At 69.3% G+C, this 23,512-nt stretch carries 31 protein-coding genes; 10 read left to right on the plus strand and 21 right to left on the minus strand.

Annotated elements, in window-relative coordinates:
• Positions 1-2: 2 nt before the first annotated feature.
• Positions 3-614: a phage distal tail protein, Rcc01695 family gene (locus ACW170_RS01060; RefSeq protein WP_492087857.1), complete on the minus strand. Its 612-nt coding sequence runs from the start codon at positions 612-614 to the stop codon at positions 3-5.
• 97 nt (positions 615-711) lie between these two features.
• Between ACW170_RS01060 and ACW170_RS01065 the strand changes: the two genes are divergently transcribed.
• Complete coding sequence (locus ACW170_RS01065; RefSeq protein ID WP_492087858.1) at positions 712-1,413, plus strand: DUF805 domain-containing protein; 702 nt, start codon at positions 712-714, stop codon at positions 1,411-1,413.
• Between the two features lie 54 nt (positions 1,414-1,467).
• Here ACW170_RS01065 and ACW170_RS01070 read toward each other — a convergent pair whose 3' ends face one another.
• The 19 genes from ACW170_RS01070 to ACW170_RS01160 form a co-directional block, all read right to left on the minus strand.
• Complete coding sequence (locus tag ACW170_RS01070) at positions 1,468-1,998, minus strand: phage tail tape measure protein (RefSeq protein ID WP_492087859.1); 531 nt, start codon at positions 1,996-1,998, stop codon at positions 1,468-1,470.
• Positions 1,988-2,164: a phage tail assembly chaperone gene (locus ACW170_RS01075; protein ID WP_492087860.1), complete on the minus strand. Its 177-nt coding sequence runs from the start codon at positions 2,162-2,164 to the stop codon at positions 1,988-1,990. Before ACW170_RS01075 ends, ACW170_RS01070 begins: the two co-directional genes overlap by 11 nt.
• A 20-nt stretch (positions 2,165-2,184) precedes the next feature.
• Positions 2,185-2,523 carry a GTA-gp10 family protein gene (locus ACW170_RS01080; RefSeq protein WP_492087861.1) on the minus strand — a complete coding sequence of 113 codons (339 nt, stop codon included), beginning with the start codon at positions 2,521-2,523 and terminating at the stop codon, positions 2,185-2,187.
• Positions 2,520-2,930, minus strand: coding sequence for a phage major tail protein, TP901-1 family (locus tag ACW170_RS01085; protein WP_492087862.1), 411 nt, complete (start codon positions 2,928-2,930; stop codon positions 2,520-2,522). The genes ACW170_RS01080 and ACW170_RS01085 overlap by 4 nt, the downstream gene beginning before the upstream one ends.
• Positions 2,930-3,340, minus strand: a complete 411-nt coding sequence (locus tag ACW170_RS01090; protein ID WP_492087863.1) for a DUF3168 domain-containing protein — start codon at positions 3,338-3,340, stop codon at positions 2,930-2,932. The genes ACW170_RS01085 and ACW170_RS01090 overlap by 1 nt, the downstream gene beginning before the upstream one ends.
• Positions 3,337-3,633, minus strand: a complete 297-nt coding sequence (locus tag ACW170_RS01095) for a phage head-tail adapter protein (protein ID WP_492087864.1) — start codon at positions 3,631-3,633, stop codon at positions 3,337-3,339. Before ACW170_RS01095 ends, ACW170_RS01090 begins: the two co-directional genes overlap by 4 nt.
• The gene (locus ACW170_RS01100) at positions 3,630-3,893 is read right to left on the minus strand and encodes a head-tail connector protein (protein WP_492087866.1); all 264 of its coding nucleotides are present in this window, start codon (positions 3,891-3,893) and stop codon (positions 3,630-3,632) included. Before ACW170_RS01100 ends, ACW170_RS01095 begins: the two co-directional genes overlap by 4 nt.
• A gap of 173 nt (positions 3,894-4,066) precedes the next feature.
• Positions 4,067-5,293 carry a phage major capsid protein gene (locus tag ACW170_RS01105; RefSeq protein ID WP_492087867.1) on the minus strand — a complete coding sequence of 409 codons (1,227 nt, stop codon included), beginning with the start codon at positions 5,291-5,293 and terminating at the stop codon, positions 4,067-4,069.
• A gap of 42 nt (positions 5,294-5,335) precedes the next feature.
• On the minus strand, positions 5,336-5,731 hold the full coding sequence (locus ACW170_RS01110) for an HK97 family phage prohead protease (protein ID WP_492087868.1): 396 nt from the start codon (positions 5,729-5,731) through the stop codon (positions 5,336-5,338).
• A 182-nt stretch (positions 5,732-5,913) separates the two neighbouring features.
• Positions 5,914-6,141: a hypothetical protein gene (locus ACW170_RS01115; protein ID WP_492087869.1), complete on the minus strand. Its 228-nt coding sequence runs from the start codon at positions 6,139-6,141 to the stop codon at positions 5,914-5,916.
• Positions 6,138-7,292, minus strand: a complete 1,155-nt coding sequence (locus ACW170_RS01120; protein WP_492087870.1) for a phage portal protein — start codon at positions 7,290-7,292, stop codon at positions 6,138-6,140. The genes ACW170_RS01115 and ACW170_RS01120 overlap by 4 nt, the downstream gene beginning before the upstream one ends.
• 54 nt (positions 7,293-7,346) lie before the next feature.
• Complete coding sequence (locus ACW170_RS01125) at positions 7,347-8,501, minus strand: acyltransferase family protein (protein ID WP_492087871.1); 1,155 nt, start codon at positions 8,499-8,501, stop codon at positions 7,347-7,349.
• Between the two features lie 37 nt (positions 8,502-8,538).
• Positions 8,539-9,426 carry an SGNH/GDSL hydrolase family protein gene (locus ACW170_RS01130; RefSeq protein ID WP_492087872.1) on the minus strand — a complete coding sequence of 296 codons (888 nt, stop codon included), beginning with the start codon at positions 9,424-9,426 and terminating at the stop codon, positions 8,539-8,541.
• Between the two features lie 21 nt (positions 9,427-9,447).
• A complete protein-coding gene (locus ACW170_RS01135) occupies positions 9,448-9,669 on the minus strand; it encodes a hypothetical protein (RefSeq protein ID WP_492087873.1) in 222 nt (73 codons plus the stop codon).
• Entirely contained in the window at positions 9,666-10,025 is a 360-nt protein-coding gene (locus ACW170_RS01140) for a spike base protein, RCAP_Rcc01079 family (RefSeq protein WP_492087874.1), read from the minus strand. Before ACW170_RS01140 ends, ACW170_RS01135 begins: the two co-directional genes overlap by 4 nt.
• A gap of 161 nt (positions 10,026-10,186) precedes the next feature.
• Positions 10,187-10,660: a YcgN family cysteine cluster protein gene (locus ACW170_RS01145; protein ID WP_492087875.1), complete on the minus strand. Its 474-nt coding sequence runs from the start codon at positions 10,658-10,660 to the stop codon at positions 10,187-10,189.
• A gap of 32 nt (positions 10,661-10,692) precedes the next feature.
• Positions 10,693-11,739 carry a cache domain-containing protein gene (locus ACW170_RS01150; RefSeq protein ID WP_492087876.1) on the minus strand — a complete coding sequence of 349 codons (1,047 nt, stop codon included), beginning with the start codon at positions 11,737-11,739 and terminating at the stop codon, positions 10,693-10,695.
• 106 nt (positions 11,740-11,845) lie between these two features.
• Positions 11,846-12,184 carry a DMT family transporter gene (locus ACW170_RS01155; protein WP_492087877.1) on the minus strand — a complete coding sequence of 113 codons (339 nt, stop codon included), beginning with the start codon at positions 12,182-12,184 and terminating at the stop codon, positions 11,846-11,848.
• Entirely contained in the window at positions 12,181-12,759 is a 579-nt protein-coding gene (locus ACW170_RS01160) for a TetR/AcrR family transcriptional regulator (RefSeq protein WP_492087878.1), read from the minus strand. Before ACW170_RS01160 ends, ACW170_RS01155 begins: the two co-directional genes overlap by 4 nt.
• An 83-nt stretch (positions 12,760-12,842) precedes the next feature.
• Between ACW170_RS01160 and ACW170_RS01165 the strand changes: the two genes are divergently transcribed.
• Positions 12,843-14,669 (plus strand): ABC-F family ATP-binding cassette domain-containing protein, encoded by a 1,827-nt coding sequence (locus ACW170_RS01165; RefSeq protein WP_492087879.1) that lies wholly within the window; start codon positions 12,843-12,845, stop codon positions 14,667-14,669.
• 10 nt (positions 14,670-14,679) lie between these two features.
• Here the strand turns inward: ACW170_RS01165 and ACW170_RS01170 are convergent, their stop codons facing one another.
• Positions 14,680-14,871, minus strand: a complete 192-nt coding sequence (locus ACW170_RS01170) for a hypothetical protein (protein WP_492087880.1) — start codon at positions 14,869-14,871, stop codon at positions 14,680-14,682.
• A gap of 37 nt (positions 14,872-14,908) precedes the next feature.
• Here ACW170_RS01170 and ACW170_RS01175 point away from each other — a divergent pair, with 37 nt between their 5' ends.
• The 8 genes from ACW170_RS01175 to ACW170_RS01210 all read left to right on the plus strand — a co-directional run bounded on the left by ACW170_RS01175 (position 14,909) and on the right by ACW170_RS01210 (position 23,438).
• Positions 14,909-15,937: an alpha/beta hydrolase gene (locus ACW170_RS01175; RefSeq protein ID WP_492087881.1), complete on the plus strand. Its 1,029-nt coding sequence runs from the start codon at positions 14,909-14,911 to the stop codon at positions 15,935-15,937.
• A gap of 95 nt (positions 15,938-16,032) precedes the next feature.
• The gene (locus tag ACW170_RS01180) at positions 16,033-17,013 is read left to right on the plus strand and encodes a sensor histidine kinase (RefSeq protein WP_492087882.1); all 981 of its coding nucleotides are present in this window, start codon (positions 16,033-16,035) and stop codon (positions 17,011-17,013) included.
• Positions 17,014-17,623: 610 nt separating this feature from the next.
• Positions 17,624-18,808, plus strand: a complete 1,185-nt coding sequence (locus ACW170_RS01185) for a TonB family protein (protein WP_492087883.1) — start codon at positions 17,624-17,626, stop codon at positions 18,806-18,808.
• Between the two features lie 43 nt (positions 18,809-18,851).
• A complete protein-coding gene (locus ACW170_RS01190) occupies positions 18,852-19,895 on the plus strand; it encodes an ABC transporter substrate-binding protein (RefSeq protein ID WP_492087884.1) in 1,044 nt (347 codons plus the stop codon).
• A complete protein-coding gene (locus tag ACW170_RS01195) occupies positions 19,888-20,655 on the plus strand; it encodes an ABC transporter ATP-binding protein (protein ID WP_492087885.1) in 768 nt (255 codons plus the stop codon). Before ACW170_RS01190 ends, ACW170_RS01195 begins: the two co-directional genes overlap by 8 nt.
• A complete protein-coding gene (locus tag ACW170_RS01200) occupies positions 20,652-21,407 on the plus strand; it encodes an ABC transporter permease (protein WP_492087886.1) in 756 nt (251 codons plus the stop codon). The genes ACW170_RS01195 and ACW170_RS01200 overlap by 4 nt, the downstream gene beginning before the upstream one ends.
• Positions 21,408-21,471: 64 nt before the next feature.
• Complete coding sequence (locus ACW170_RS01205) at positions 21,472-22,326, plus strand: hypothetical protein (protein ID WP_492087887.1); 855 nt, start codon at positions 21,472-21,474, stop codon at positions 22,324-22,326.
• On the plus strand, positions 22,323-23,438 hold the full coding sequence (locus ACW170_RS01210; protein WP_492087889.1) for a DUF2336 domain-containing protein: 1,116 nt from the start codon (positions 22,323-22,325) through the stop codon (positions 23,436-23,438). Before ACW170_RS01205 ends, ACW170_RS01210 begins: the two co-directional genes overlap by 4 nt.
• Positions 23,439-23,512 lie beyond the last annotated feature (74 nt).

Consider the following 23,512-nt stretch of genomic DNA (forward strand, 5'->3'; position numbering starts at 1 on the left):
GATCAGACCCGAACCTCGATGAGCGGAACCGCCGCCATCCGTCCAGCCTCGAAACTCTCCAGCGTCGTCTCGATCCGGTCCGTGTCGAACCGCACCGGCGTGTCGAACTGAAAGCCCGCCGTCACCACCGCCCCGGTCGGCGGCGCGACCGCCAGCCTCACAGCCCCTGTCGCTGCGTCCACCAAGGAGCCGGCCACCTCGGCGCCCCCGACCGCAATCCGAACCGACCCCTGGACCGGCTTGGCGATCGGCCGCTCCACGTCGCCGTAAGCCTTGATCAGCTGGAACGCCGTCCGCACACCGTCCCCCGCGCCCAACGCCTGATCCGTCGCCAACACCGTCCCGCTCGGCGGGCACGACTTGAAGTCGGCGAAGTCCTTGAACCGAAACCCATACAGCCGGCCTCGCCGCCCCTCGAAGAAGGCGATCAGTTCGGCCATGTCGTCCAACGACCTCAGATTGGCCCCGATCAGATACCGCCTCCGCCCCAGGGCCCACGGCGTCGACCGCCGCTCGAAGCCCGAGGCCAGGGTCGCGATCTCCGTCCGCCGCTCCACCCCGCCCGTCGAGCCGAAGGCCAGCCGCGCGGGCAGACGCACCTCATGGAAATCCATCCGAACCTGTCCCCTGTTTCACTTGTTCGCAAAGCGCCGCTCGTCCATGCTCGCGGCACTGCGGCCGCCACGGCCGTATCAAGACGGGAGCGAAGACTTGCGCGGCGAAATCCTCAGCTATGACACCACGGCCGGAACCGGCCTGATCAGCGGCGACGACGGCGTGCGCTACAGCTTCATCTCATCCGGGCTTCAGTCGCCGGCCGTTCCCGCCGCCGGCGTTCGCGTCGACTTCGTGCCGGAGGGCGCAGAGGCGACCCAGATCCTCATCCTGGCCGGCGGCCCCTCCACCGTCGGCGTCGCCGGCGGCCTGTCCGCCTCGACCGACACCACCGTCGCCGGCTTCGACTGGCAGAAGCTGTTCCTGTCGTTCGAGGGTCGCACCCGCCGGAGCCATTTCTGGATCGGCTGGCTGGTCCTTTTGGGCGTCGGCGTTGTCATCAACTGGATTCCCGTCATCAACCTGCTGGGCTTCGTGCTGATCTGGCCAAACCTAGCGATCTCGGTGAAACGTTTGCACGACATGGGCAAGACTGGCTGGCTGATCGCCATTCCCTGGGCCTCTGCCGTCGTCTTCTTCATGGCGGGTCTCGTCATGGTCGGCATGGCCGCCGTCGCCAACGGCATGACCGACTATGACTTCGATGAAGACCCGGCCGCCGTCCTGGCCCTGATCGGCCCCGGCATGATCGCCTTCACCCTCTCCGCCGTCGTCCCCTTGATCTTCCTGCTGTGGATCGGTCTCGTTGAAGGCCAGAAGGGCGACAACAGCTTCGGCCCGAACCCCAAGGGCGAATAAGCCCTACGCGAGGGCGAGTGGTCGGCGTTCTTCGCCGCCACTCGCCTCTCCACTCTACATCCGTCTCGCGCCCAGGCTGACCGCCCGCGCCAGCATCTGGGCCAACTGGGCCTCGGACCGCAGCAGGGCTGCCGCCCCGCCGTCCACCGTCACATTGACCGTGACCCCGCCGCCCGCCGCTGGCCCGATCTCGCCACCAGTTGCAGGCCGAAACACCTCCGGCCCGCGTTCCCCGACCAGATAGGCCCCGCCGCCCAACACCGTCCCTCCGTCGGCCCGCGCCCCGCTGAAGCTCGACACCGCCGCCTGGGTCGCCGCACTCAGCTCGCCTCCTGAACCGCCGGATCCTGCGGCCGCGTTCACCGCATTCAGCACCGCCTTCGCCAGCTCCGAAAGCGACACCTCCCCGTCCGCCGCCGCCCGCGCCAGTGACCGGGTCAGACTGTCGCCCGCCCTGCCGAACGCCGCTTCGATGGCGTTGGCGGCATCCTCGGCCGGCCCCTTCAGCGCCTCCAGCGCCGCCCCCGCCTCGGCGGCCTTCTGCGGCACATCGTCGATCCCGCCCCGCCCGAACTCATCCCTCATCCGGCCAGTCCTCCATCAGTTTCGCCAGGCCCGCGCGTCCCATCGGCGCCGTCCCGCGCGGCGTCTCGGTCAGCATCCGCCACTCCTTCAGCGACAGCCGCCAGAAAGCCTCGGGCGCCACCCCCATCCGCATCGCCGTCCGCAACATCTCGCCCCACGGGGTCAATTGGGGTGTCTGTTCCGCCGTCACCGCGCCGCCGCCTCGAACGCCGCCGCCACCGCCCGCGCCGCCTCGCACGGCTCGACGGCGTCCACCTCAGGTGCGCCTTCGCCGCCACCGCGCAGCACCGCCGCCAGCACCACCATCAGGTCCCGCGCCGACAGAGCCTTCATCCGCTCCGCCACCGCCGCCAGCCCCTCGACCGCTAGCCCGGTCTCGATTTCCGCCAGCGCCCCCAGCGTCAGACACACCCGACGCCGCACTCCGCCCAAAACCACGCCCGCCTCGCCCCGCGCCCCAATCTCCCCCCCTTGGGGGGAGTGGGCCGCCCCGCGGCCCGAGGGGGGCCAGTCCCAGCCGCTCATGTAGCCGAAAACCCGATCTCGCCCGCGCTGGCCAGGCTCAGCGCAAACGTCGCCTCCCCCTCGTGCTCACCGGCGTACTCCAGCGCCGCCACCAGGAACGGTCCCTCCAGCACGCCGAAGTCCGGCACCACCAGCCGCCAGCGTTTCGCCGCCTGATCGAAGAAGGCCTCACGCACCAGGGCGTCCGACGTCGCATCGCGGAAGATCCCCTGCCCCGACACAGCCGCCGACTTGACCCCCGCCCCCGCCAGCAGCTCACGCCACCGCCCGGCGCTGTCGCCGTCGGTCGCATCCACCGTCCGCGCATTCAGCGAGATCGTCCGCGCCCTCAACCCCGCCACTGTCGTAAACACGCCCGGTGCGCCCTCGATCTTCAGCAGCATGTCCTTGCCCGCCTGTGCGGTCATCAGCCTTCTCCCACGTCCTCGGTAACCGCCCTCAGCCGCACCACCGAATAGGTCCGACGCCCATCCCCGGCCCGGAACACATCGGCGAAGTTCGCCCTCAGCGTCGCCGTACGAACCCCGTCCGCTTCCAGCACGGCCTCGTGCAGGCACGCCCGCACCGCCGCCGCCACGGCCTTGGCCTCTTCCGATCCCGCGAACCGCGATACGCCCGTCAGTGTCAGCCTCTGCTCCACCCCGCCCCCGTCCGCCGCCACCGGCCGGCTCTCGGACCGGCCGAACGTCAGATAGGGGCAAGCCGCCCCCTCCGGCGCCTGATCGAACACTCGCGCACCCACGAGGGCCGCCACCGCCGCATCCGCCTTCAGCGCCGCCAGAACCGCCTTCTGCAGCGCGCTTTCGTGATCCCTCATCGCACCCGCTCCAAGCCCAGCTTGACCCGCCCAGGCCCCAGCGCCTCCACTGAAACTAGGTCCCAATCCGCCCCGCCGAACCGCAGAACCCGCCCGACCGCCAGCCTTTCATCAGCTCGCGCCTCGGCGCTCAGGGTCTCCAGCGTCCGCCGCTGATCCCCTTCACCTCGCTCGACCCGCCGCCGCGCCCCGCATTTCAGCCAGGCCGACCCAACCGCCTCGAACGTCACGCTCCGCCCGCCATAGGGCGTCTCCGCCTCCACCGTCCGGAACAGCCCCGCCAAGGTCCTCACAGCCGCACCACCCGATAGGGCGCCACCCATTCGTCGATCGGCGGAACACCCGCGTCGTCTCCCCGCTCATAGGCCCGCAGCACCAGCATCAGGATCGCCAGCCTCAACCCCGCCGGCGCGGTGGAGGTCAGGCTCACCCCCACATCCGCCTCCACCTGGGCCTGGGCCGCCTCGATCAGGGTCTGGATCAACCCGTCCTCGGCCTCATGCTCGACCCTCAGAAACAGCTTCGCCTCCGCCACCGTCACCGGCTGCGCCATGGCAGTCTCCCTTTCAAGAATCTCCCTCCCCACGGGGGAGGGGCGTCGCGCAGCGACGGGGTGGGGCGGGCAGGCGATCCGGACTCGGTTTCCCTGCCGCCCCCACCCGGCCGCTCACGCGGCCTGCCCTCCCCCGCAGGGGGAGGGAGAAACCGAGCGGCCGTCGCCGCCCATCACCCAGCGCTGAACTTCATCACCTTCACCGCGTCGAAGTTCTGCACCCCGCCGCCGACCCGTTTGGTCGTGTAGAACAGCACATAGGGCTTGGCCGAATACGGGTCCCTCAGCACCCGCACCCCCGCCCGGTCCACGATCAGATACCCCCGCTGGAAATCCCCGAAGGCGATGGACAGGCTGTTGGCCGCCACGTCCGGCATGGTCTCGATCTCCGTGACCGGATAGCCCAGCAGCGACGCCGTCTCGCCCAGCCGCGTCGCCGGCTGCCAGATGTAGTTGCCGTCCGCGTCCTTGAACTTGCGCACGGCCGAGACCGTTTTGCGGTTCATCACGAACCGCCCGTTCGGCCGGTACTGGGCCTTGGGCGCATAGACCAGGTCAATCAGACGATCCGCCGGACTGATCGGTGCGAACCCGCCCGCCGCGCCCGACGCCACATAACCGATCTGACCCCAGGCCTGACCCGCGTCCGCCACCGTCGGATAGGTCAGGAAGCCCTTGGGCTTGTTCACACCGTCGCCGTTGACGAAGGCCTGGGTCTCCTGGGCCGCAAAGGCGTCCTCGACTTCGGCCGCCAGCCATTCGTCCAGATCGACCATGGCGTCGTCCAACAGAGCCTGGGTCGCCGCCGGATTGGCGTACAGATCGGCCGAGGGGAACTCCAGCAGGGCTAGGGACGCCGGGTCCGTCTCCGGCCGCGCCGCCGTCTCCGCCACCCAGCCGCAGGCCACGCCCGCCGTCGACACCGGCTTTCTGAACACCCCCGCCGCCACCGTCCTGACCGTCGCGATCTCGCGCATCGGCGAGGCCGCCATCAGCCGCCGCTCGATGGCCCGCTCGGTCTCATACGGCACGACATAGCCGCCCGAGGTCGCCCCGCCCGACAACCCCGCCTTGACCTCCAGCGCGCCAGATTGGCCCGTCTTCAGATAGCCGTCCCAAGCCGCTTTGGCTTCTGGCGCCGACGCCGGCTCGGCGGGCTCGCCGCCGATAGCCGGACGCCTATTCTGGCTCATCACCCGATCCAGCCGCGCCTGCGCAGCCGCCACCGCCTGGTCGATCCTCGCGACCTTCTCCTCCAGCAGCACATCGGCCACCGCCTTCTTCTCGATCTCGCCCAGCCGGACGTCGTTCGCCCCTTTGAACGCCTCGAACGCCGCCATCATCTCGCGTACGACAGCCTGCGCTTCCGGCGAGCCGGAAGCCTGTTTGGTCTCTTTCATGATGTCTCCGTTGGAAAAAATCGCCGGCCGGAGCCGACCTCGTCAGGCGAGGCTGAACCTCGCCCCCGGCAGCATGGGAAAGGTCACCAGCGACACCTCCCACAGCTCGACCCCGCTCAGCACCCTTAAGCGCCCCTCACGCCGCGCCCGCGCCGTGCGGTAGCCGATCGACAGCCCGTCCATCGCCCCCGCCCGGCTCAGAGCCTGGGCGAAGCGGGCCTCGGGCGACCAGTCTTCGATCCGGCCGCACACCCACAGGCCGCGCGCATCCTCGATGATCTCGTCCCAGATCCCGACCGGCGCCCGCGCGTCATGCTGGTTCAGCATCCGCACCCCTGACGCGCCCGTCTTCTCCAGACTGTCCGCAAACGCCCCCGCCTGCACCACATCCCCGTTCAGATCCGCCACGCCCCACAGGGAGGCGTAGCCTTCGATCAAAAGGGGCCCGCCGCCTCTCCCTCCCCCTGCGGGGGAGGGGGGTCGAGCCGCAGGCGAGACCGGGTGGGAAGGGCCAGGCGATGCATTCCCCGTCTGTGCGCCCTTGCCCTGCCGCCCCCACCCGGTCGCTTCGCGCCCCCCCTCCCCGGAACGGGGAGGGAGAAGATCGTGCGCCAATCCCCTCATCGCCCCTCCAGCCTCCGCTCGATCCGCTCCACCGCCGCCGCCGTCGCCTCCCCCTGCGTCTCCAGCCGCGCCAGCCGTTCGGCGACCAGCCTCTGCTCCCCCACCCTCTGTTCCAGCGTCGCGATCCGCGCCGCCGCGCCCCCGGCCCAGACCAGCCCTCCGACCGTCTGCACCGCTAGGGCGGCGATCAGGGCCGCCACGGTTTTCTTCACCGCGTCGCTCATCCTTCCACCCCCGCCATCCGCCGTCGCTCCTCGTCCGTCAGGAAGCTCGCCGCCTCCAGCCGCGCCCACAAGGCGTCGCGCTCGGTCTGCAGCGCCGGCACGGCCTCAAGGTCGGCCCGCACCTCGCAGCCGGGGAACCGTCCGCCCAGCCAGCCCGTCATCGCCCCCGCCGCCTTGCGGACCAAGGGCGCGATCGTCTGCCGCCAGAAGGCGGTGTTGGCCTCGCGATAGTTGGCGTAGGTGGCGTCCCCCGGTATCCCCAGCAGCTGCGACGGCACCCCGAAGGCCAGGGCGATCTCGCGCGCCGCCGCATGTTTGCCGGCGGTGAAATCCATCTCGGCCGGGGTCAGGCTCAACGGCTTCCAGTCCATCCCGCCTTCCAGCAGGATCGGCCGCCCGGCGTTCTCCGCCCCGGCGTATGCGGACGACAGCTGCGCCTTCAGCGCCTCGAACTGCCCATCCGTCAGCCGCTCGCCCTTCTGCGCCCCATAGACCAGCGCCCCCGACGGCCGCGCCGCATTGTCCAACAGGGCCTTGTTCCAGGCGCCCGCCGCATTGTGCGCATCCACCCCCTGCGCCGCCGCCTCCATCGGCGACAGTCCGTACCAGTCGTCCAGCGGGTGCCACAGCTTCAGCTGCATCACCGGCCCCCAGCCGTCCGCCGCCCGCCCGATCCGCATCGACCGTCCGTCGACGCAATACTCCCACGCCTCGGGCCAGCCCGACCGGCCGGGAACCACCTTCACCCGGTCGGAACTCAGCGCCCACAGCTCTTCGGGAACCTCGTCCCCGACCGCCTCGACCCAGGCGTTGCCCGACACCTGAAGCGCCCCATAGACCGCCTCCATCAGCTCCGCCCCCGACTGTTCGGGATTGGGCCGGCGGATCAGCCGCGCCAGCGGATGGGCCTCGTCCCGCACCCCCTCCACAAACACCGCAAAGGGCGCCGAGGCCGCCGCCTCCGCGATCATCCGGATACAGCGATAGGCAACCGCATTCTTCTGATACCCCTCGCGCGCCAGACTGGCGTAGTCATTGGGCGTCCACCGCGCCCGCCCGACGCCTGACAGCAGCACCGCCGCCCGACTGGCCTTCTCTTCCGGCGCGCGCCAACGCCCCGCCTGGCCGAACGGCCATCGGATCGAAACCATCAAACTCTCCCTGAATTCCAGATCCTCCCCTTCATGGGGAGGGACGGCGAGGCGTCAGCCGAGCCCGGGTGGAGCCGTGCAATCCGGCACGCCGCCGTCAGCCTCAACGTCTTTCAACCGCGCCCTGTCGGACCCCACCCCGATCGCTTCGCGATCGCCCCTCCCCATGAAGGGGAGGGAGAAATGTGGCTTCGCCATCCATCGCAACATCGGCCGCTCGACCCACACATGCACCGCCGCTCCGGCCGCCAGACTGGCGATTACAGTCAGCGCTACAACCGCATCTCCCGGCAGGACCGCGCCCGCCTCGAACACCCGACCCAGCCCCCGGATCACCAACACATGGACCAGATAAACCGCATACGAAGCCTCCCCCATGAAGATCAGCCCGCGCCAGACCGGCCCCCGCCGCGTCTCCCCCACGACCGCCCCCAGCACCACCAACCCCGCCGGCAATCCCCAGATCGCCACCCGCGCCAGCCCGATCAGGGGCTGGTTCAGCGCCGCCTCGCCGTCGATCTCGCCATATCCAAACCCCAGCGACAGCCCGAACCCGACCAGGCCCAGCCCTACCGCGACCGGCCCCCATACCCTCGGCAGGCCGCGCCCCCAGCGCGCGATCCCCACCCCGATCAGGAACTCCAGCACCATCGGCGACCCGACGAACCTCAGCACCGGCGTCGCCACCGCCAGCCCCGCGACCACCGCCACCACGGCGCCGCCCGCCAGCCCCCATCCGGCCCGTCCGCCCCCCGCAATCGCCAGGCCGAACCCGGCGTAGAACAGCATCTCGAAACACAGGGTCCACCCCGCCCCCAGGGCCGGGAACGTCATTACCAGTCCACTGAACGGCCAGAACAGAAAGGTCGCCGCGGCCACATCGGGCGTCAGCGTCCCGCCCCGCGCCATCCCGAACAGGATCGGCAAGGACAACAGCCAATAGAGGGGGGCCACCCGCAGGAACCGCCGCCACAGGAAATCCCCCGCAGCCCGCAGTCCCGTCTGGCCCCGCGTCGTCGTGGCGATGATGAAGCCGCTGATCACAAAAAACAGATCGACCCCCGCCGCCCCGAAATCCTCCACCGTCCCGCCTGCCAGAACAGTCTCTAGACCCAGCCGCCCCGCGCTCAGATCGACCGCATGGGCGACCACCACCCCTGTGGCCGCCACGAACCGCAACACCTGGATGTCGTCGAACCTTCGCCCCATCCGTCACGGATAACACCAGCGCGAACCAGACCCAACCTCAGATCATTACTCGCGCCCGCACCGCCTGTGCGATCCGCGCCTGGCCCGCCGCATTGGGATGGACCGAATCGAACATCAGGCCCGGCGCAAACGTCCCGCCGAACAGGGCCGCCCCGTCGATGGGCGCCGCCAATCCCTTCTCCGCCGCCACCGCCACGGCCGCCGCCGCAATGGCCTGCTGCGTGGCGTAGCTCGCCTTGCCCTGGGCCGGGTCCGACGGCGTCCCCGTCATCATCAGCACATCGCCACTGATCAGGGCCCGCTCCACCAGCAGCCCCAGATTGGCCTGATAGGCCGCGACCGCTGTCCCATTGTTCCAGTCATTGATCGTCAGGCAGATCACCGTCAGATCCGCCCCCGCCGCCGGCAACGCCCCATAGGCCCGGTACGCCTGGTCCGTCGTGGCCCAGTCCGCCACACGCGACCCGCCCCAGCCGGCGTTGATCACCTGCACGCGCCGAAGCTCGGATTTCCACGCCACGCCCCCGGCGATGAAGACCGCCCCGCCTGAGGCCCGTCGCACCGAAATCGGCCCCGTCGTCTCGGGGAAACGGACCGTATGCCGCTCCAGCCCCGGCGCCTTCAGCGTGTCAATGGTCGCCCGCACCACGCCGTCGGTCTCGACCGCGATCACGCCCAGGGCCGTGTTGCACACCGCATAGAGGTCGAACCGGTCCACCGGCCCGTCCGGCTGGAACGCCCAGGTCTCGGTTCCCCAGTCCGGCGTCGTGAACAACCGCCCGCCCAGACTGGCCAGGGTCGTGACGCTCCACCCGCTCCCCAGGCTGACGCGCGGGTCATAGGCGCCGTATCCCCCGGTCGCCAGATCGCCCGCCCCCGCCCCCGCCAGCGACGCCGCCGAGGCCGGCAGACCGCCCGCGCTCATCAGATCCGCCAGCCGCTTCGGCTAGGCCGCCCCGCGCCCGTCCGGCGTCCACCCGCCCGGCACGCCGCCGAAGCCCTGGGCCACGCTGTCGCTGACGACCAGAAGCCGCGCATCCCCCACCCCCGCCAGCATCCCGCGCACCGCCGCCGACCAGCGCGGCAGGTCGGGCACGTCGAACGCCGGCCGCGACGGCGCCAGCATCCCGCCTGGCGCCGTCGTCCTCGCCTCGACGGCCAGGCTCAATCGAACACCGCCACGACCTGGGCCGCCGTCGTCCCCGTGGCCAGAACCCGCCGCACCTGCACCGGCAACCACCCCACCGGATGATTGGCGAAGGTCACGGCCTCCCCGTCCTCGCCCCCGACCGTCAGCACCCGCACATTCCCCGCCGCCCCGACATACAGCGCCTTGGCGTAGATCGTCAGATCGGCCGTATCGCTGGGCGTCACCGCCGCCGCGCGCCGCCCCGGCCCGCTGGCGTCCCGCCCATGATTCAGCAACCCGTCCCGCTCCGCTATGGCCGGCATGTCTCTCTCCTGGATGTAGTGGATCACCTCCCACTGGAGGAACGGGCCGCGCACGAGATCGGATGGGATCACCCGCCCCGCTCATCGCTATTTCCCGCCATGCCCAAACACTACCGCAACAGCGTCCTCAGGCGCGCAAACAGCGGAGACAAAAGCACAAGCCTTTGAAGTCCAACGATTCAGACCAGCGTCATTGTAATAGAAGCCGCCGCGAACCTATCAGGCCGCGGCCGTCAGCCTCGCTCGACCGCCCACTCGGGCGCCTCGAAATCCAGCGCGTCCTCAGGATCGGCCAGCGACAGTTCAGAGATCGTCTGGCCGCGCACCGACACCCCAGCCGTATGCACCGTCTCCGGATCGCCCGAGATCAGCGGATGCCAGACCGCCAGCGGCCGCCCCTCGTGCAGCCGGCGATAGGCGCAGGACTTGGGCATCCATTGCAACGCCTCGATATTGTGCGGCGTCAGCTTGATGCAATCCGGGACCTGGGCCTTGCGATTTACATAGTCCGAGCAGGAGCAGGCCTGGGAATCGAACAGCTTGCAGTGAACACGCGTCGGGATGACCTCGCCCGAATCCTCGTCCTCGAACCGGATCACGCAGCACAGGCCGCACCCGTCGCACAGCCGCTCCCATTCGGCCGGAGACATCTCGGCCAGGGTCTTGGTTTCCCAATAGGGCGGAACGGAGGACGGAACGGAAAGCATGGGACGGCGCGCCTAGTCGACGGATGCGGCCATCAGATGGCGGCCGCGTCCTGAACCAGGCACCCATACCATCCCAGGCCCTCATAGGTCTCGTATCCGGGCGTGCGGGCATAGCCGACGGTCCGGTCGCCCTTGGAATAGCTGCCCATGGCGCCCGCGCCGACATCCAGTTTCACCGTCTCGCTCAAGACTCCGACTCCGTCGGAGGCCGCCAGCACCCGGTGCTTCTGGTCCAGCAACAGCACCCGCGTCCGGGCCCGCTCCTCGGGCGTCAGCCGCACCCCGTCCACCACCGTCTGCGCCTGGCTCTGCCAGTCGAAATGGATGCCCAACACCCCAATCACGGCCCCGTTCGCCAGGCCGCCCTTGCGGATAGCGGTCGCATAGGTCGCGACCGGCGCCCCGTTCAGTTCTTCCAGCCGCGCGATGTCCGCCACCGCGAAATCATCGCCCGACTTCGTCGCCATGGCGTCGCGGAACCAGGACATGTCCCGCGCCGACTTCCCCTGCACCACGTACCGATCGGGCCGGCCGTTGGCCACGATCGCGCCGCTCCGGTCGCAGATCCACAGGTCCAGATAAACAGTATAGGCGTCCAGAATGACCTTCAGCCTCTGGCTGGCGTGCTCGGCCTTGGCCCCGTCGGGTTCGGCGACGCAGTCCACCACCGCGCTGTCCGTCGCCCACCAGCGGACGTCGCAGGTCCGCTCATACAGGTTCCGGTCGATGATCTCGATGGCGTTCAGCGCCAGGTCCGCCAGCCTCTGCCCCCGCAGCTGACCCAGGATCGCCCCGCCGATGGCCGACAGTTCCGTCAGATCGCCCCGCACCTGCTGTTCCAGCGCCCCGGCGACATCGTCGATCTGGCCCGAGATCCGCTTGAACTCTTCGGCCACGACCATGAAACTGCGCCCCGCATCCCCGCTGCGCGCGGCCACGACCTGGGCGTTGACCACCAGCATCTTGGCGGCTCGGTTGACCGAGGCGATCTCCCCGATCTTCTCGCCCGCCACGAGGTTGAGCCGCTTGGACAACTCGAGAATACGCTCCGGCCTGGCGGCCGCGCCCACATCGCTCATCTGAGATCCCCACCTCGCCCATCTTGGCGCGCCAGAGGGAGGGAGGGCGAAGCCGAAGATGCCGCAACACCTAAGGCTTTAAAACTTAACGCATTCTAACCATGATTCAGTGAACAATGGTCTTTGAAAACAGATTGATCACCCCGACCCCGCCGACGATCATCGCCAGCCCCATCACTGCCGGCAGATCCAGCCTCTGGCGGAAGGCCACCGCCCCGATCACCGAGATCGCCACCACCCCCAGCCCGCTCCAGATCGCATAGGCGATCCCCACCGGCATCTGTTTCAGCGCGACCGACAGCAAATAGAAGGCCAGGCCGTAACAGATCGCCATCCCCGCCGTCGGCCAGGGCCGGCTGAACTGCTGGCTTTGCTGCAACAAGGTCGTCCCCACGACCTCCAGCCCGATGGCGCCCAGCAGCGCGCCCCAGGTAAGGGGGCTCATGCCTCGTTAGCCGTGATAGGATGGCCGGGCGTCAACAGCGACAGCAGCGCCTGCCGCTGCTCGGGCGACACGTCATGCACCCCGAACAGGTCTGACACCCACAGTCCATCGGCCAAAAGCCGCAACATCAAGGCGTCGTCCGCCCCGACCGGATCGCTGGGATCATCCACCTTCACCCGGTCGATCCAGGTCCGCCAGCGCTGTGCCAGGGCCGGCTCGATGGCGCAGGCGGCCATCACCACCCGGCCGATGCTGACGTCCTGCGGCGTCACCGGCTCCGTAACCGTCGCCCGCAGATAGGCCCGCGCACTGCGGCCATAGGGCTCCGGGTCCCGCGCCGCCTCAGCCAGAATGCCGTCGGTGTGCATCTGCCCCAAATGGTCGATCATCCCCTCCAACAGGGCGATCTTGGTCGGAAAATGATGCAGCAGCGCCCCCTTGCTGACCGTCGTCCGCGCCGCCACCGCATCCAGCGTAAAGCCGGACGCCCCCAGTTCGGCCGCCACCTCCAGCGCCTTTTCGATGATCTGGGCCCGAGTGTCTTCGGGGGCGCGTCGGCGTGTGGTCGTGTCCATGGCCCTTACATACCAACCGGACGGTATGTGTCAAATCCCAAAGGTCGTGGCGGATCGCCCTCCCCTCCTCTATATGGCCGCCCATGGCAGCCAGACCCCCCCTCGTCGCACTCAAGGACGTTCGCCTTCAGGACGGCCAGCGCCCTCTCTTTGACGGCGTCGACCTCGCGGTCGAACCGCGCAGCCGCGCGGCCCTCGTCGGCCGCAACGGCGCCGGCAAATCCACCCTGATGAAGGTGGTCATGGGTCTGATCGAACCCGACAGCGGCGACCGCTCGATCCAGTCCGCCGTCCGCTTCGCCTATGTGCCGCAGGAGCCCGTCATCACCGGCGAGACCCTGCTGGACTACGCTTCTTCCGGCGAGGCCGAGAGCTGGACCGCCGAAGCCTGGCTGGCCACCTTCGGTCTGGACCCTGAAAAATCTACGCAGGGATTATCCGGCGGCGAGACCCGCCGCGCCGCCCTGGCCAAGGCCTTCGCCGAAGAGCCCGACCTGCTGCTGCTGGACGAGCCGACCAACCACCTCGACATCCTGGCCATCGAACTGCTGGAGAACGAGCTGATCCAGGCCCGGCTCGCCCTTCTGGTCGTAAGCCACGACCGCGCCTTCCTGAACCGCGTCACCAACACCGTTCACTGGCTGGAAAACCGCCGCGTCCGCACCCTGAACAAGGGCTTCGTCGAGTTCGACGAATGGTCGACCAAGGTCATGGAGGAAGAGGCCGAATCCCTGCGCCGCCTGACCAAGACCATCGAGCGTGAGACCGCCACCTTCTACAGCTCCATCACGGCCCGCCGCAGCCGCAACGAAGGCCGCGCCCGCTCGCTGAACGCTCTGCGCGCCGAGCGCGCCGAGAAGATGAAGGACGCCCCGCGCGAACTCTATCTGGGCGTCGATTCCGGCTCGACCTCGGGCAAGCTGGTCGCCGAGATCAAGGGCGTGTCCAAGGGCTTCAACGGCCGCACACTGTTCAAGGACCTGACCACCCGCATCATCCGCGGCGACCGCCTGGGCATCGTCGGTCCCAACGGCGCGGGCAAGACCACCTTGGTCAAGACCCTGCTGGGCGAATTGCCGCCGGACGAGGGCACGGTCCGCATGGGCTCCAACCTTGAGTCCGTCTATCTGGACCAGTCGCGCGAGGGGCTGAAGTCGGACATGACCCTGTGGGACGCCCTGACCCCGGGTGGCGGCGACTCCATACTGGTGCGCGGTGTATCCAAACACGTCGCCGCCTACGCCAAGGACTTCCTCTTCTCCGAAGCCCAGCTGCGCCAGCCGATCTCGACCCTATCGGGCGGCGAGCGCAACCGCCTGCTTCTGGCCCGCGCGCTTGCGAAATCCGCCAATCTGCTGATCCTCGACGAGCCGACCAACGACCTCGACATGGACACGCTCGACAAGCTGGAGGAGCTGCTTGAGGGCTATGACGGCACCCTGATCCTGGTCTCCCACGACCGCGACTTCATCGACCGCCTGTCCACCTCGACCCTGGCCCTGAACGGGCGCGGCGACATCGTCGAGACCCCCGGCGGCTGGACCGACTTCATCCGCCAGAATCCCGGCTTCCTCCAGCCGGGCTCGAACCCCCGCCCCCAGGACAAGGCCGCCGCCCAGCGCGCCGCCGACAACCCCGCGCCCGCCGTCGCCCAGGCCGCCGTCAAAAAGACCGCCAAACTCTCCTTCAAGGACGCCCACCGCCTGAAGGAGCTGGAGGCCCTGATCGACAGTCTTCCCGCCGTCATCGCCAAACACGACGCCACCCTGGCCGACCCCAACCTCTACACCCGAGACCCCAAGGCTTTCGACGCTGCCATGAAGGCCGCCGACAGGGCCCGCGCCGACCTTGAGGCCGCCGAACTGGAATGGCTGGAGCTGGAAGAGAAAAAGGCCGCCCTGGCGGGGTGAGGGTCGCGGCCTAAACGCCCGTTTCGCCGTCTTTCGCCTCACCGTCCTGTTCGGCAGGCTTCGGCGCCTCGCGCCGGTTCTGCATGACGCCGACGACGATGAAGGCGACAATCCCGAAGGCGAACCAAAGGCCGAAATTCTTGGTCAGCAGACCGACCAGGCCAAAGATCAGCAAGACGCCAAAGGGTGTGAGCCGTTTCATTGCGCCGACCTTACGGCGGATTTCGGCGTTTGGCGAATTGGTCGACGCCCGCGCCCTTGAAACCAAACCCGCCCTCGCCCACTCCAGCAGCATGACCCTGCGCACCCACGTCGTCGACTTCCCTCCGCCCCAGCGGGCGGCGGTGCGGCGGATCAACGCCGTCCTGGCCCGCGCACCGCGCCTTCGCACCGACGCCTGGCGCATCGAGGCCGGCCAACGCCTGTCGCTCTGGCTGGACGCCGCCGCCGGCGCCGTCACTGTGCCGCGCCTGCGCAAACGCGGCGTCACGGTAGAAATCCTCCAGACCGACGGCGACCACCCCGTTCCCCTTCGCATCCTCCGCCCCGAGGGGCCGCCCCGCGCCGTCGTGCTGGACATCCACGGCGGCGGCTGGGTTCTGGGCAGCGCGGGCCTGAACGACCGGCTCAACGCCCACCTGGCGCGCCACGGCTTCTGCGTCGTCTCGGTCGACTACCGCCTGCTGTCCGAGCGTCGCCAGGTCTATATCGACGCCGCCATCGCCGACTGCCTGGCCGCCGCGCACTGGACCGTCGCCAATATCGACCGCCTGGGCGCCGCGACCGTCTTCCTTACGGGCGAATCCGCCGGCGGCCACCTCGCCGCCCTGACCGCCATCGCCCTGCGCGACCAGGGCCTGATCGACCGGGTTTCGGGCTGCGTCTTCACCTATGGCGTCTTTGATCTGTCGGGGACCGAAAGCGTCCGTTCCGCCGGCCCGGACACCCTGTTGTTCAACGGTCCGACCATGCAGGCCGACCTGGCACGGTTGGCGCCCGACCGCGACGAGGCGGGCCTTCGCCGGCCCGACGTCTCGCCCCTCTATGCCGACCTGACCGGCCTGCCCCCTGCCCTCTTCCTGGCCGGCGAGTACGATCCCCTGTTTGAGGACAGCCTGCTGATGGCCGCCCGATGGGGCGAAGCCGCCGATGCCGACTTGATCCGCGTGCCAGAGACGCCCCACGGATTCCTACACTTCGGAGGTCCCGCCGCCCGTGGCGCCCGCAGCGCCGTTCGCGCCTGGCTGAGCAGCCGGCTCACAACCTGAATCATTTCACGATTGTCGCACCGAGCGATTTCCCTTACCGCAGAAACCTTCACCGCCGCGCAAGTCCATACGCAGGGAAGAAGAGGAAGCGGCTTTTGAATCCGGCGTGGTTTCGCAGCAATCCGATCTATGGCTACGGCCTGGCGATCTGCGCCTGGCTGACGGCCTTCTGCGTCCGCATGGCCCTGGCCGACTGGTTTCCGCCCGGTTTCCCCTACCTGACCTTCTTTCCGGCCGTGGTTATGGCCGCCTATTTCGCAGGCCTGTGGCCGGCGGTGCTGACCGCCGTCCTGTCGGGCCTTAGCGCCTGGTGGTTCTGGATCGGGGCGCCCGGCTTCGACTGGAGCACGGCGACCGGCCTCGCCCTGGCCTTCTATGTCTTCGTCGTCGCCGTCGACATCTTCTTCATCATCGGCATGAACTCCGCGACCGACAATCTGCGACGCGAAGTGGCGCGCAACGCCGCCCTGGCCGAGAGCCGAGACCTGCTTCTGAAAGAGGTTCAGCACCGCGTCTCCAACAATATCCAGGTGGTCAGCAGCCTGCTGCGGCTGGAGGCTGGAATGACAAAAGACCCCGCCGCCCGTCGCGCCCTGTCCGAGGCCTCGGCTCGGACCGCCATGATCGCCAATGTCCAGCGCAGCCTGCTCGACGCCGACGGGGCCGCCGCGCCCTTTGACGACCTGGCGCGCCGGCTGGTCTGCGACGCCCTGGACGCCGCCGGCCGCACCGACGTGACCGTCGTGGTTCAGGAAGCCCGCCACGCCCTGACGGCGGAGGAGGCGACGCCGGTCGTCCTGATCCTGCTGGAATGCGTCAACAACGCCCTGGAACACGCCTTCCCCGACCGTCCCGGCCGCATCGACGTCCGCCTGTACGAAGACGGGTCCGAACGTCGGCTCGAGGTGCGCGACAACGGCGACGGACCGCCGCCGAACTTCGACCCCGCCAAAGGGCGCAGCCTGGGCCTGCGGATCGTCCTGGGCCTGGCTGCGCAGCTTCACGGCCGCTTCAGCATCACGGACGCCGCCGGCGCAGTATGCGTTCTCAGCTATCCCAAGCCCATTGCGCACTGACATCGCGTTTCTGTGGACAAGACAAACCGCTGATACGCCAAAGCGAATTCGATCCGTCCACCGATGTTCACAGGCTTGTCCACCGCCGCCGGGCCAATCATGCACATCGGGGCGAGTTCGGGCGCTTGCCTCATACCGGGTTTCGCGAGAACGTCAACAGGCCGAGGGACACGGCGGCGCGGAAACCGGGGGAGACCCCGGCTTCAAGCGAACCGGCCCGGCTCTCCGACCCGGCGTGATCGGGCGATCTTCGGATCGTAACGTGCGCCAGGCGGGATCCACGGCCCCGACTTTCGATGGTCTTCGGATCGACGTCAGCAGGGGAATCGGATCGGGATCGACGGACGACGCGGACGCAATGCCGTGGAACGCCTGAGACCCGGAGCGCGACAGGATACAGCCGACCGTCCTCGCAGGTTCGCCCGCGACGACGCCCAGGCCGAGGTCCTGACCCAGACGGCCAAGTCCAACCCGGACTTGGCGAGGGGACGAAGTTCACGGGTTCCCCCTGAACGCTTCGTCCCCTCGCTCAATTGGGGCCCGATTTCACAGGTTTGCGCTAGACAGCCGCCGCGCCATCTGCACCCATGCCGTGCAGTTGGAGGCCGTCATGCGTGCAGTACAGTTCCCTCTCAGCATCCTGGCCGCCGTCGCCGTTGCGGCAGGGGCAGCCAAGGCCGATCAACGGCCCGAGTATGTCGGTCCCCCCGTCATCATTCCGACGCCGTCCCCTCCGCCTATCAGCGTAAGAAGCGGCGCTCTGGCCGAACCGGTCGAGGCCACCATACTGCGCGTGCCCCAGGCTGAGGCGACATGCGAAGGGGTCGTGGTCGCTCCGACCTACAACGATCTCCTTGCCGCCGCGCCACAGCGTCAAGGCGCGTCGTACGGCGACGCGGTCCTGGCTTTCTCGATCGGCCCCGACGGACGGACCCTGGACATCCGCCCGGATGAGGGGCCGCCCATCCTGTTCGACACCCTCCAGGCCGGGCTCGCCGCCTGGCGTTTTCCGGCTCAGGCGCGCAAGGATTGCCGCCTGACCGTTCGCTGGCGCGCGGTCGGCGTGGACGAAGCTGAAACGCCCGACCTGCTGAACTATTTCGCCGTCAACCGCGACCGTGGCGCGCTGCGCGACGCCGTGGCTAAACGTTTGGGTGGGGCTGGCGCCGACTGCGGCGACCGCTTCGGCGGACGGCGCCCCGCCGTCATGGCCTATCCTGACTTCCAAAAAGGTCATCGCCCGCCGCCCGGCGGACGCAGCTGGACCGTGGTCCGTTGGAACATCGACGCCGAGGGTCGTACGACCGATGTCGAGACTCTGGGCTCGTCCGGCGACGTCGATCTGGACGCCGAGGCCCGACGCGCCACCGCCGACAGCCGTATGCATCCCGGCCCGGCCCGCGTCGGCTGCGTCTACAACTTCTACCGCCTCGGCGAGACTCTGGAGGCTCCCCCCATGCCTCCGGAGGACCAGCGGCAAGATCCTCTTCAGCAGTGCCCGCCGGCTGTCGCCGAACGCTTCAAGGTCCGATCCCAGCTAAGCTTCCCGAGGGCATTCCGCGACCGCTCCATCGAGGGTTGGGCTCTGATCCGCTTCGATATCGCCCCCTGGGGCCAGATCGGCAACGCCTCGGTGATCGAGGCCCAGCCGGCCGCCGCCTTTGGCGTGGAGGCCTTGCGATTGGTTCAGACCAGCCAGGCCACGCCGGGGTTCGAAGCCGGCGTCCGATGCGTTATTCCCGTACGCTACAAGCTCTCGGACCACGAAGAACCCGCGGACGCGGATCGGAACTGAAACCCGCCTTCCCAAGGCCCTCATCCCCTCGTAAAGCAGGGCCATGATCCAGCGTGGGAATCGCCTGCTGACCCGTCGCCGCGCCTTGCTCACGGGCGGCGCGGCCGTGATCGGCGGAGCAGCGCTCGGCCTGCGCGCCTGCACGCGGTCCGAGGCGCCGGTGGACGAACAGGGCCGGGTGCGGCTGCGCTTCGCCACCGACTGGCGCGCCCAGGCCGAACAGGGCGGTTTCTACCAGGCCCTCGCGACCGGCGCCTATGAGAAGCGCGGCCTGAACGTCGAGATCATCCAGGGCGGACCGGGCGTCAATGTGCCGCAACTGCTGGCCTCTGGCGCCGTCGAGCTGGGCATGGGCTCCAACAGCTTCATCCCGATGAACCTGGTTGCCGCCGGCGCTCCGGTGAAGGCCGTCGCCGCTTTCTTCCAGAAGGACCCCCAGGTTCTGATCGCCCACCCCGATCCGGCGCTGGAAACCATCGCCGATCTGACGGGCCGCCCCATCCTTCTGGCCGACGCCTCGATCAACGCCTTCTGGGTCTGGCTGAAGGCCAAATACGGCTTCACCGACGATCAGGTGCGCAAATACACCTTCAACCTAGCGCCCTTCCTCGCAGACGAGCGGGCGGTGCAGCAGGGCTATCTGACCAGCGAACCCTACACCATCGAACAGGAGGCCGGGTTCGAGCCCGAGGTCTTCCTGCTGGCCGACGAAGGCTATCCCTCCTACGCCGCCATGGTCCTGGCCCCGAACGCCTTCGCGCGGGACAACGCCACGGCCCTGCGCAGCTTCATCGCCGCCTCGGCCGAGGGCTGGCGCGACTATCTGCGCGGTGATGCCGCGCCGGGCGACGCCTTGATCCGCAAGGACAATCCGGAAATGACCCAGGCCATACTGGATCAGGCCCGGCAGAAGCTGCGCGACAACGCCATCGTCGACGGCGGCGACGCGGCCCTCTACGGCCTGGGCGCCATGACCGCAGACCGCTGGCAGGCCTTCTTCGAGGTCACCAGCCAGGCCGGCGTTTTCGATCCCGGCCTGAACTGGCGCGAGGCCTTCACCGACAACTATCTGCCGGGCCGTGGCTGAGCCCATCGCCGCGCTACGGGGCGTGACGGTCGATCTTGTCGGCCGCGCCCCGCTCGGCCCCCTCGACCTGACCGTGGCGCGGGGCGAAATCCTGGCCCTGGTCGGCGCCTCAGGCGCGGGCAAGTCCACCACCCTGCGGCTGCTGGCCGGGCTTCAGCCCGCGAGCGCGGGCGAGGTGTCCCGCACGGCCGGCGCCGCCCGCACCGGTTTCGTCTTCCAGAGCCCGACCCTGATGCCCTGGGCCGACGCTCTGTCCAACGTCGCCCTGCCGCTGGAACTGGCGGGCATGGTCCGGTCCCAGGCTCGCGACCGCGCCGCCACAGCCCTGGCGGCCGTCGGCCTGAGCGAGCGGCTGGACGCCCGCCCGTCCCAGCTGTCGGGCGGCATGGCCATGCGCGTCGCCCTGGCCCGCGCCCTGGTCACCGCCCCCGACCTGCTGCTGCTGGACGAGCCCTTCGCCGCCCTGGACAGCGTCACCCGTCGTCGCCTGATCGAGGATCTGCACGCACTCTGGGCCACGGCTGATCCCCGCCCCGCCGTCGTCTTCGTCACCCATGACGTCGAAGAAGCCGTCTATCTGGCCCAGCGCGTCGTGGTGCTGGACGCGGCGACCGGCCGACCCGTCGCCGACCTGCCGACGCCCGGCGCCCTGCCCCGCCCCCCGCGCTGGCGCGCCGATCCCGCCTATCGCCAGACGGTCGAGGCGGCGGCGGACGCGCTGGAGGCCGCCATGGTCCCCAAGGCCGAGACGGCGGCATGAGACGCCTCGCCGATCTCGTCCCGCCCCTGATCCTGGCCGTCCTGCTGCTGACGGCCTGGGAGGCTGCTTGCCGCTTCGCGGACCTGCCCGTCTATTTCCTGCCGCCGCCCAGCGCCGTGGCCGTCGCCCTGATCCAGGCGGGACCGCGCCTGGCCGCCTCGGCCTGGATCACCTTCGGCATGGCGGTTCAGGCCCTGGTCCTAGCCGGTCTGGTCGGCGGCGGCCTGGCCCTGGCGGTGTCGCTACACCCGGCGGCGGAGCGGGCCGTGCGGCCCCTGGCCGTGGCGCTGCAGGTCACGCCCGTCGTCGCCGTGGCCCCCCTGGTGCTGATCTGGGCCGGCCTGGATCACGCGGATCGGGCAGTCGTGGCTCTGGCTGCCATTGTCGCCTTCTTCCCGCTGTTCTCGGGGATTCTGACCGGGCTGAAGTCGGCCGATCCGGACCTGGAGCGGCTGTTCGACCTCTATGGCGCCACGCCCCTGCAACGGCTGTGGCGACTGCGCCTGCCCTCGGCACTGCCCTTTGCGCTGGAAGGCCTGCGGGTCGCGGCGGGTCTGGCCGTCATCGGCGCCGTGGTGGCCGAATTCGTCTCGGGCTCGGGCGCGACACAGGGCCTGGCCTGGCGGTTGTTGGAGGCCGGCAACAGGCTGCGCACCGCCGAAATGCTGGCCGGGGTCCTTTGCCTGACCCTGCTGGGACTGGTTCTGAACGCCGCCGTCGGCGGGATTGGGCGATTCCTGCTCCGCCGTTAGCGGCGGGTTAAGCGATGACCGCCTAGCGTGTGGGCTGTCTATCAATCGCGTGAGAACCGCCCCTTTGCGACGCGTCCTGATCCTGTCGAGTGTCCTGGTCGCCGCCTGTGCGACGTCGGGCGCCGCCATGGCTCAAGCCCAAGGTCAAACGCAGACCACGGCCAATGGCCTGCGCTACCTGTCCTGGCCGGGCAAGGCGAAGATCGGACAGGCTGCGGCGCCCTCGCCGACACCGGTCGTTCGGTCGCTTCCCCTGCCCCGGATCGCCGCGCCGGCTCCGATCGTCGCCTCCGCCCGTCGCGGCCTGACCCCAGCCAGCGACTGGACGACGCCGCCAGCCGCCGCATCCAGCGCGACGCTCCAGCCCTATGTTCCCTCGCGCGAGCCAGCGGCCCATGCGCCGACGCCGCCCGTCCACGCCCAGACCGCCGCCGCCCCTTCTCCTGCCCCCAGCGCCCTTCCGGAACAGGTTCTGGTAGAGGCCCAAGGTCAGGCCGAGGTCGCATCGGCCGCCGCCGTCTTCGACCCGATGGCCCCCCGACGCGACGCGCCGATCTTCCGGCTGCAGGCGCAAGCGCAGCCGACCGTAGAAGCCCCGCGCCCAACCGTATCCGAGACGTCCGGTTCCAGCTCGCCCCCCGCTCCCCAGACCAACGCCAAGCCGCAGATCGTCCAGGCCGCGCTGTCTTCCGCCCCAGTGCTGGGCGCGCGCTTCTACTCCGTACACCGTCAGGCCGGCCGCCGCCCTGACCCGATCAATGCAGTTCAGCCCATCTATCTCGACGCCCTGCCGGTCGAGATGACCCAGACCCCGTCGTCCGCCGACCTGGCCCGACCCGACGGCCCGCCGGCCCTGCTGCGCAACAGCGACGGCACGGTCCGCGCCGCACCCCAGACCGAGGAGGACGATCTGCCGTGACTGACGCCTCCTCTTCCGAACAAGAAATCATTCAGGCCTCGCGCCTGCCCGACCTCATCGCCCTCGCCAACGAGACCTCCAGCGAGAAGCGTCGGCTGCTGCTGCGTGAACTGTCCGACCACTTCCTGGGTGGGATAGAGCACAGCGCCGCCGAGACCGAGCTCTACGGCTCGGTGTTGGAAACCCTGTCCGACGAGATGGAGACGGCCGTCCGCGCCGAATTGGCCGCCCGGTTCGCCACCGCGCCCAATGCTCCAGCCAACCTGATCCGACGCCTCGCCGAGGACGACATCGAGGTCGCCGGACCGGTGCTGCGCGGCTCCACCCTGTTGACGGACGCCGACCTGATCGGCGTGGTCAGCCGCCAGGGCCAGGACCATATGCGCGCCGTCTCCGGCCGGATCGAAGTCTCCGAGGCCGTATCCGAAATCATCGTCGAGCGCGGCGACGATCAGACCCTGGGCGTCCTGCTCCGCAACGACGGCGCCCAACTGTCCCGCGCGGCGTCCGAAACCGCCGTCGAACGGGCCAAGAGCAATCCCGAGCTTCACGCCCCCGCTGTCGAACGCAAGGGCCTGCCCGCCGACCTGCTGAACGACATGTATTTCGTCGTCGAGGCCCGGCTGCGTCAGCAGATCCTCGAACAGAACGCCCAGATGGATCCGGAACTGCTGGAGGCGGCCCTGGCCGCCGGCCGCACCCGCGTGGCCACCGACGACGGCGCCCTGCCGCCCGACTACGCCGACAGCCAGGCCTATGTCGAAGAGCTTTACGCCGCCGGCCAGCTGACGCCGCAGATGCTGATCCGCTTCCTGCGCTCCAAGGGCCGCACCCCCTTCCTGATCGCCCTGTCGCGCCTGTCGGACGTGGATTTCCACACCGCGCGCAGCATCGTCGATCGTCGCGACCTGGACGCCCTGTCGATCATCTGCAAGGCGGCCGACATCGACCGGGCCATCTTCCTGACCTATGCGGTGTCCCTGCTGGGCGCCGATTCCAACCCGATGGGCAAGGCCGCCGCCTATGGCCGGATGTACGGCGAACTGACCCGCGAAGCCGCCATGCGCACCCTGCGCTTCTGGCGCATGCGCCGCGTCGCCCAGGCGGCTTAAGAATCACGATTTCTCCCTCCCCCTGCGGGGGAGGAAACGTCCGTCCGCCGCTCCAAACAAAAACGCCCGCCTCC

The sequence above is a fragment of the Brevundimonas sp. FV2ps16 genome (assembly GCF_058681075.1).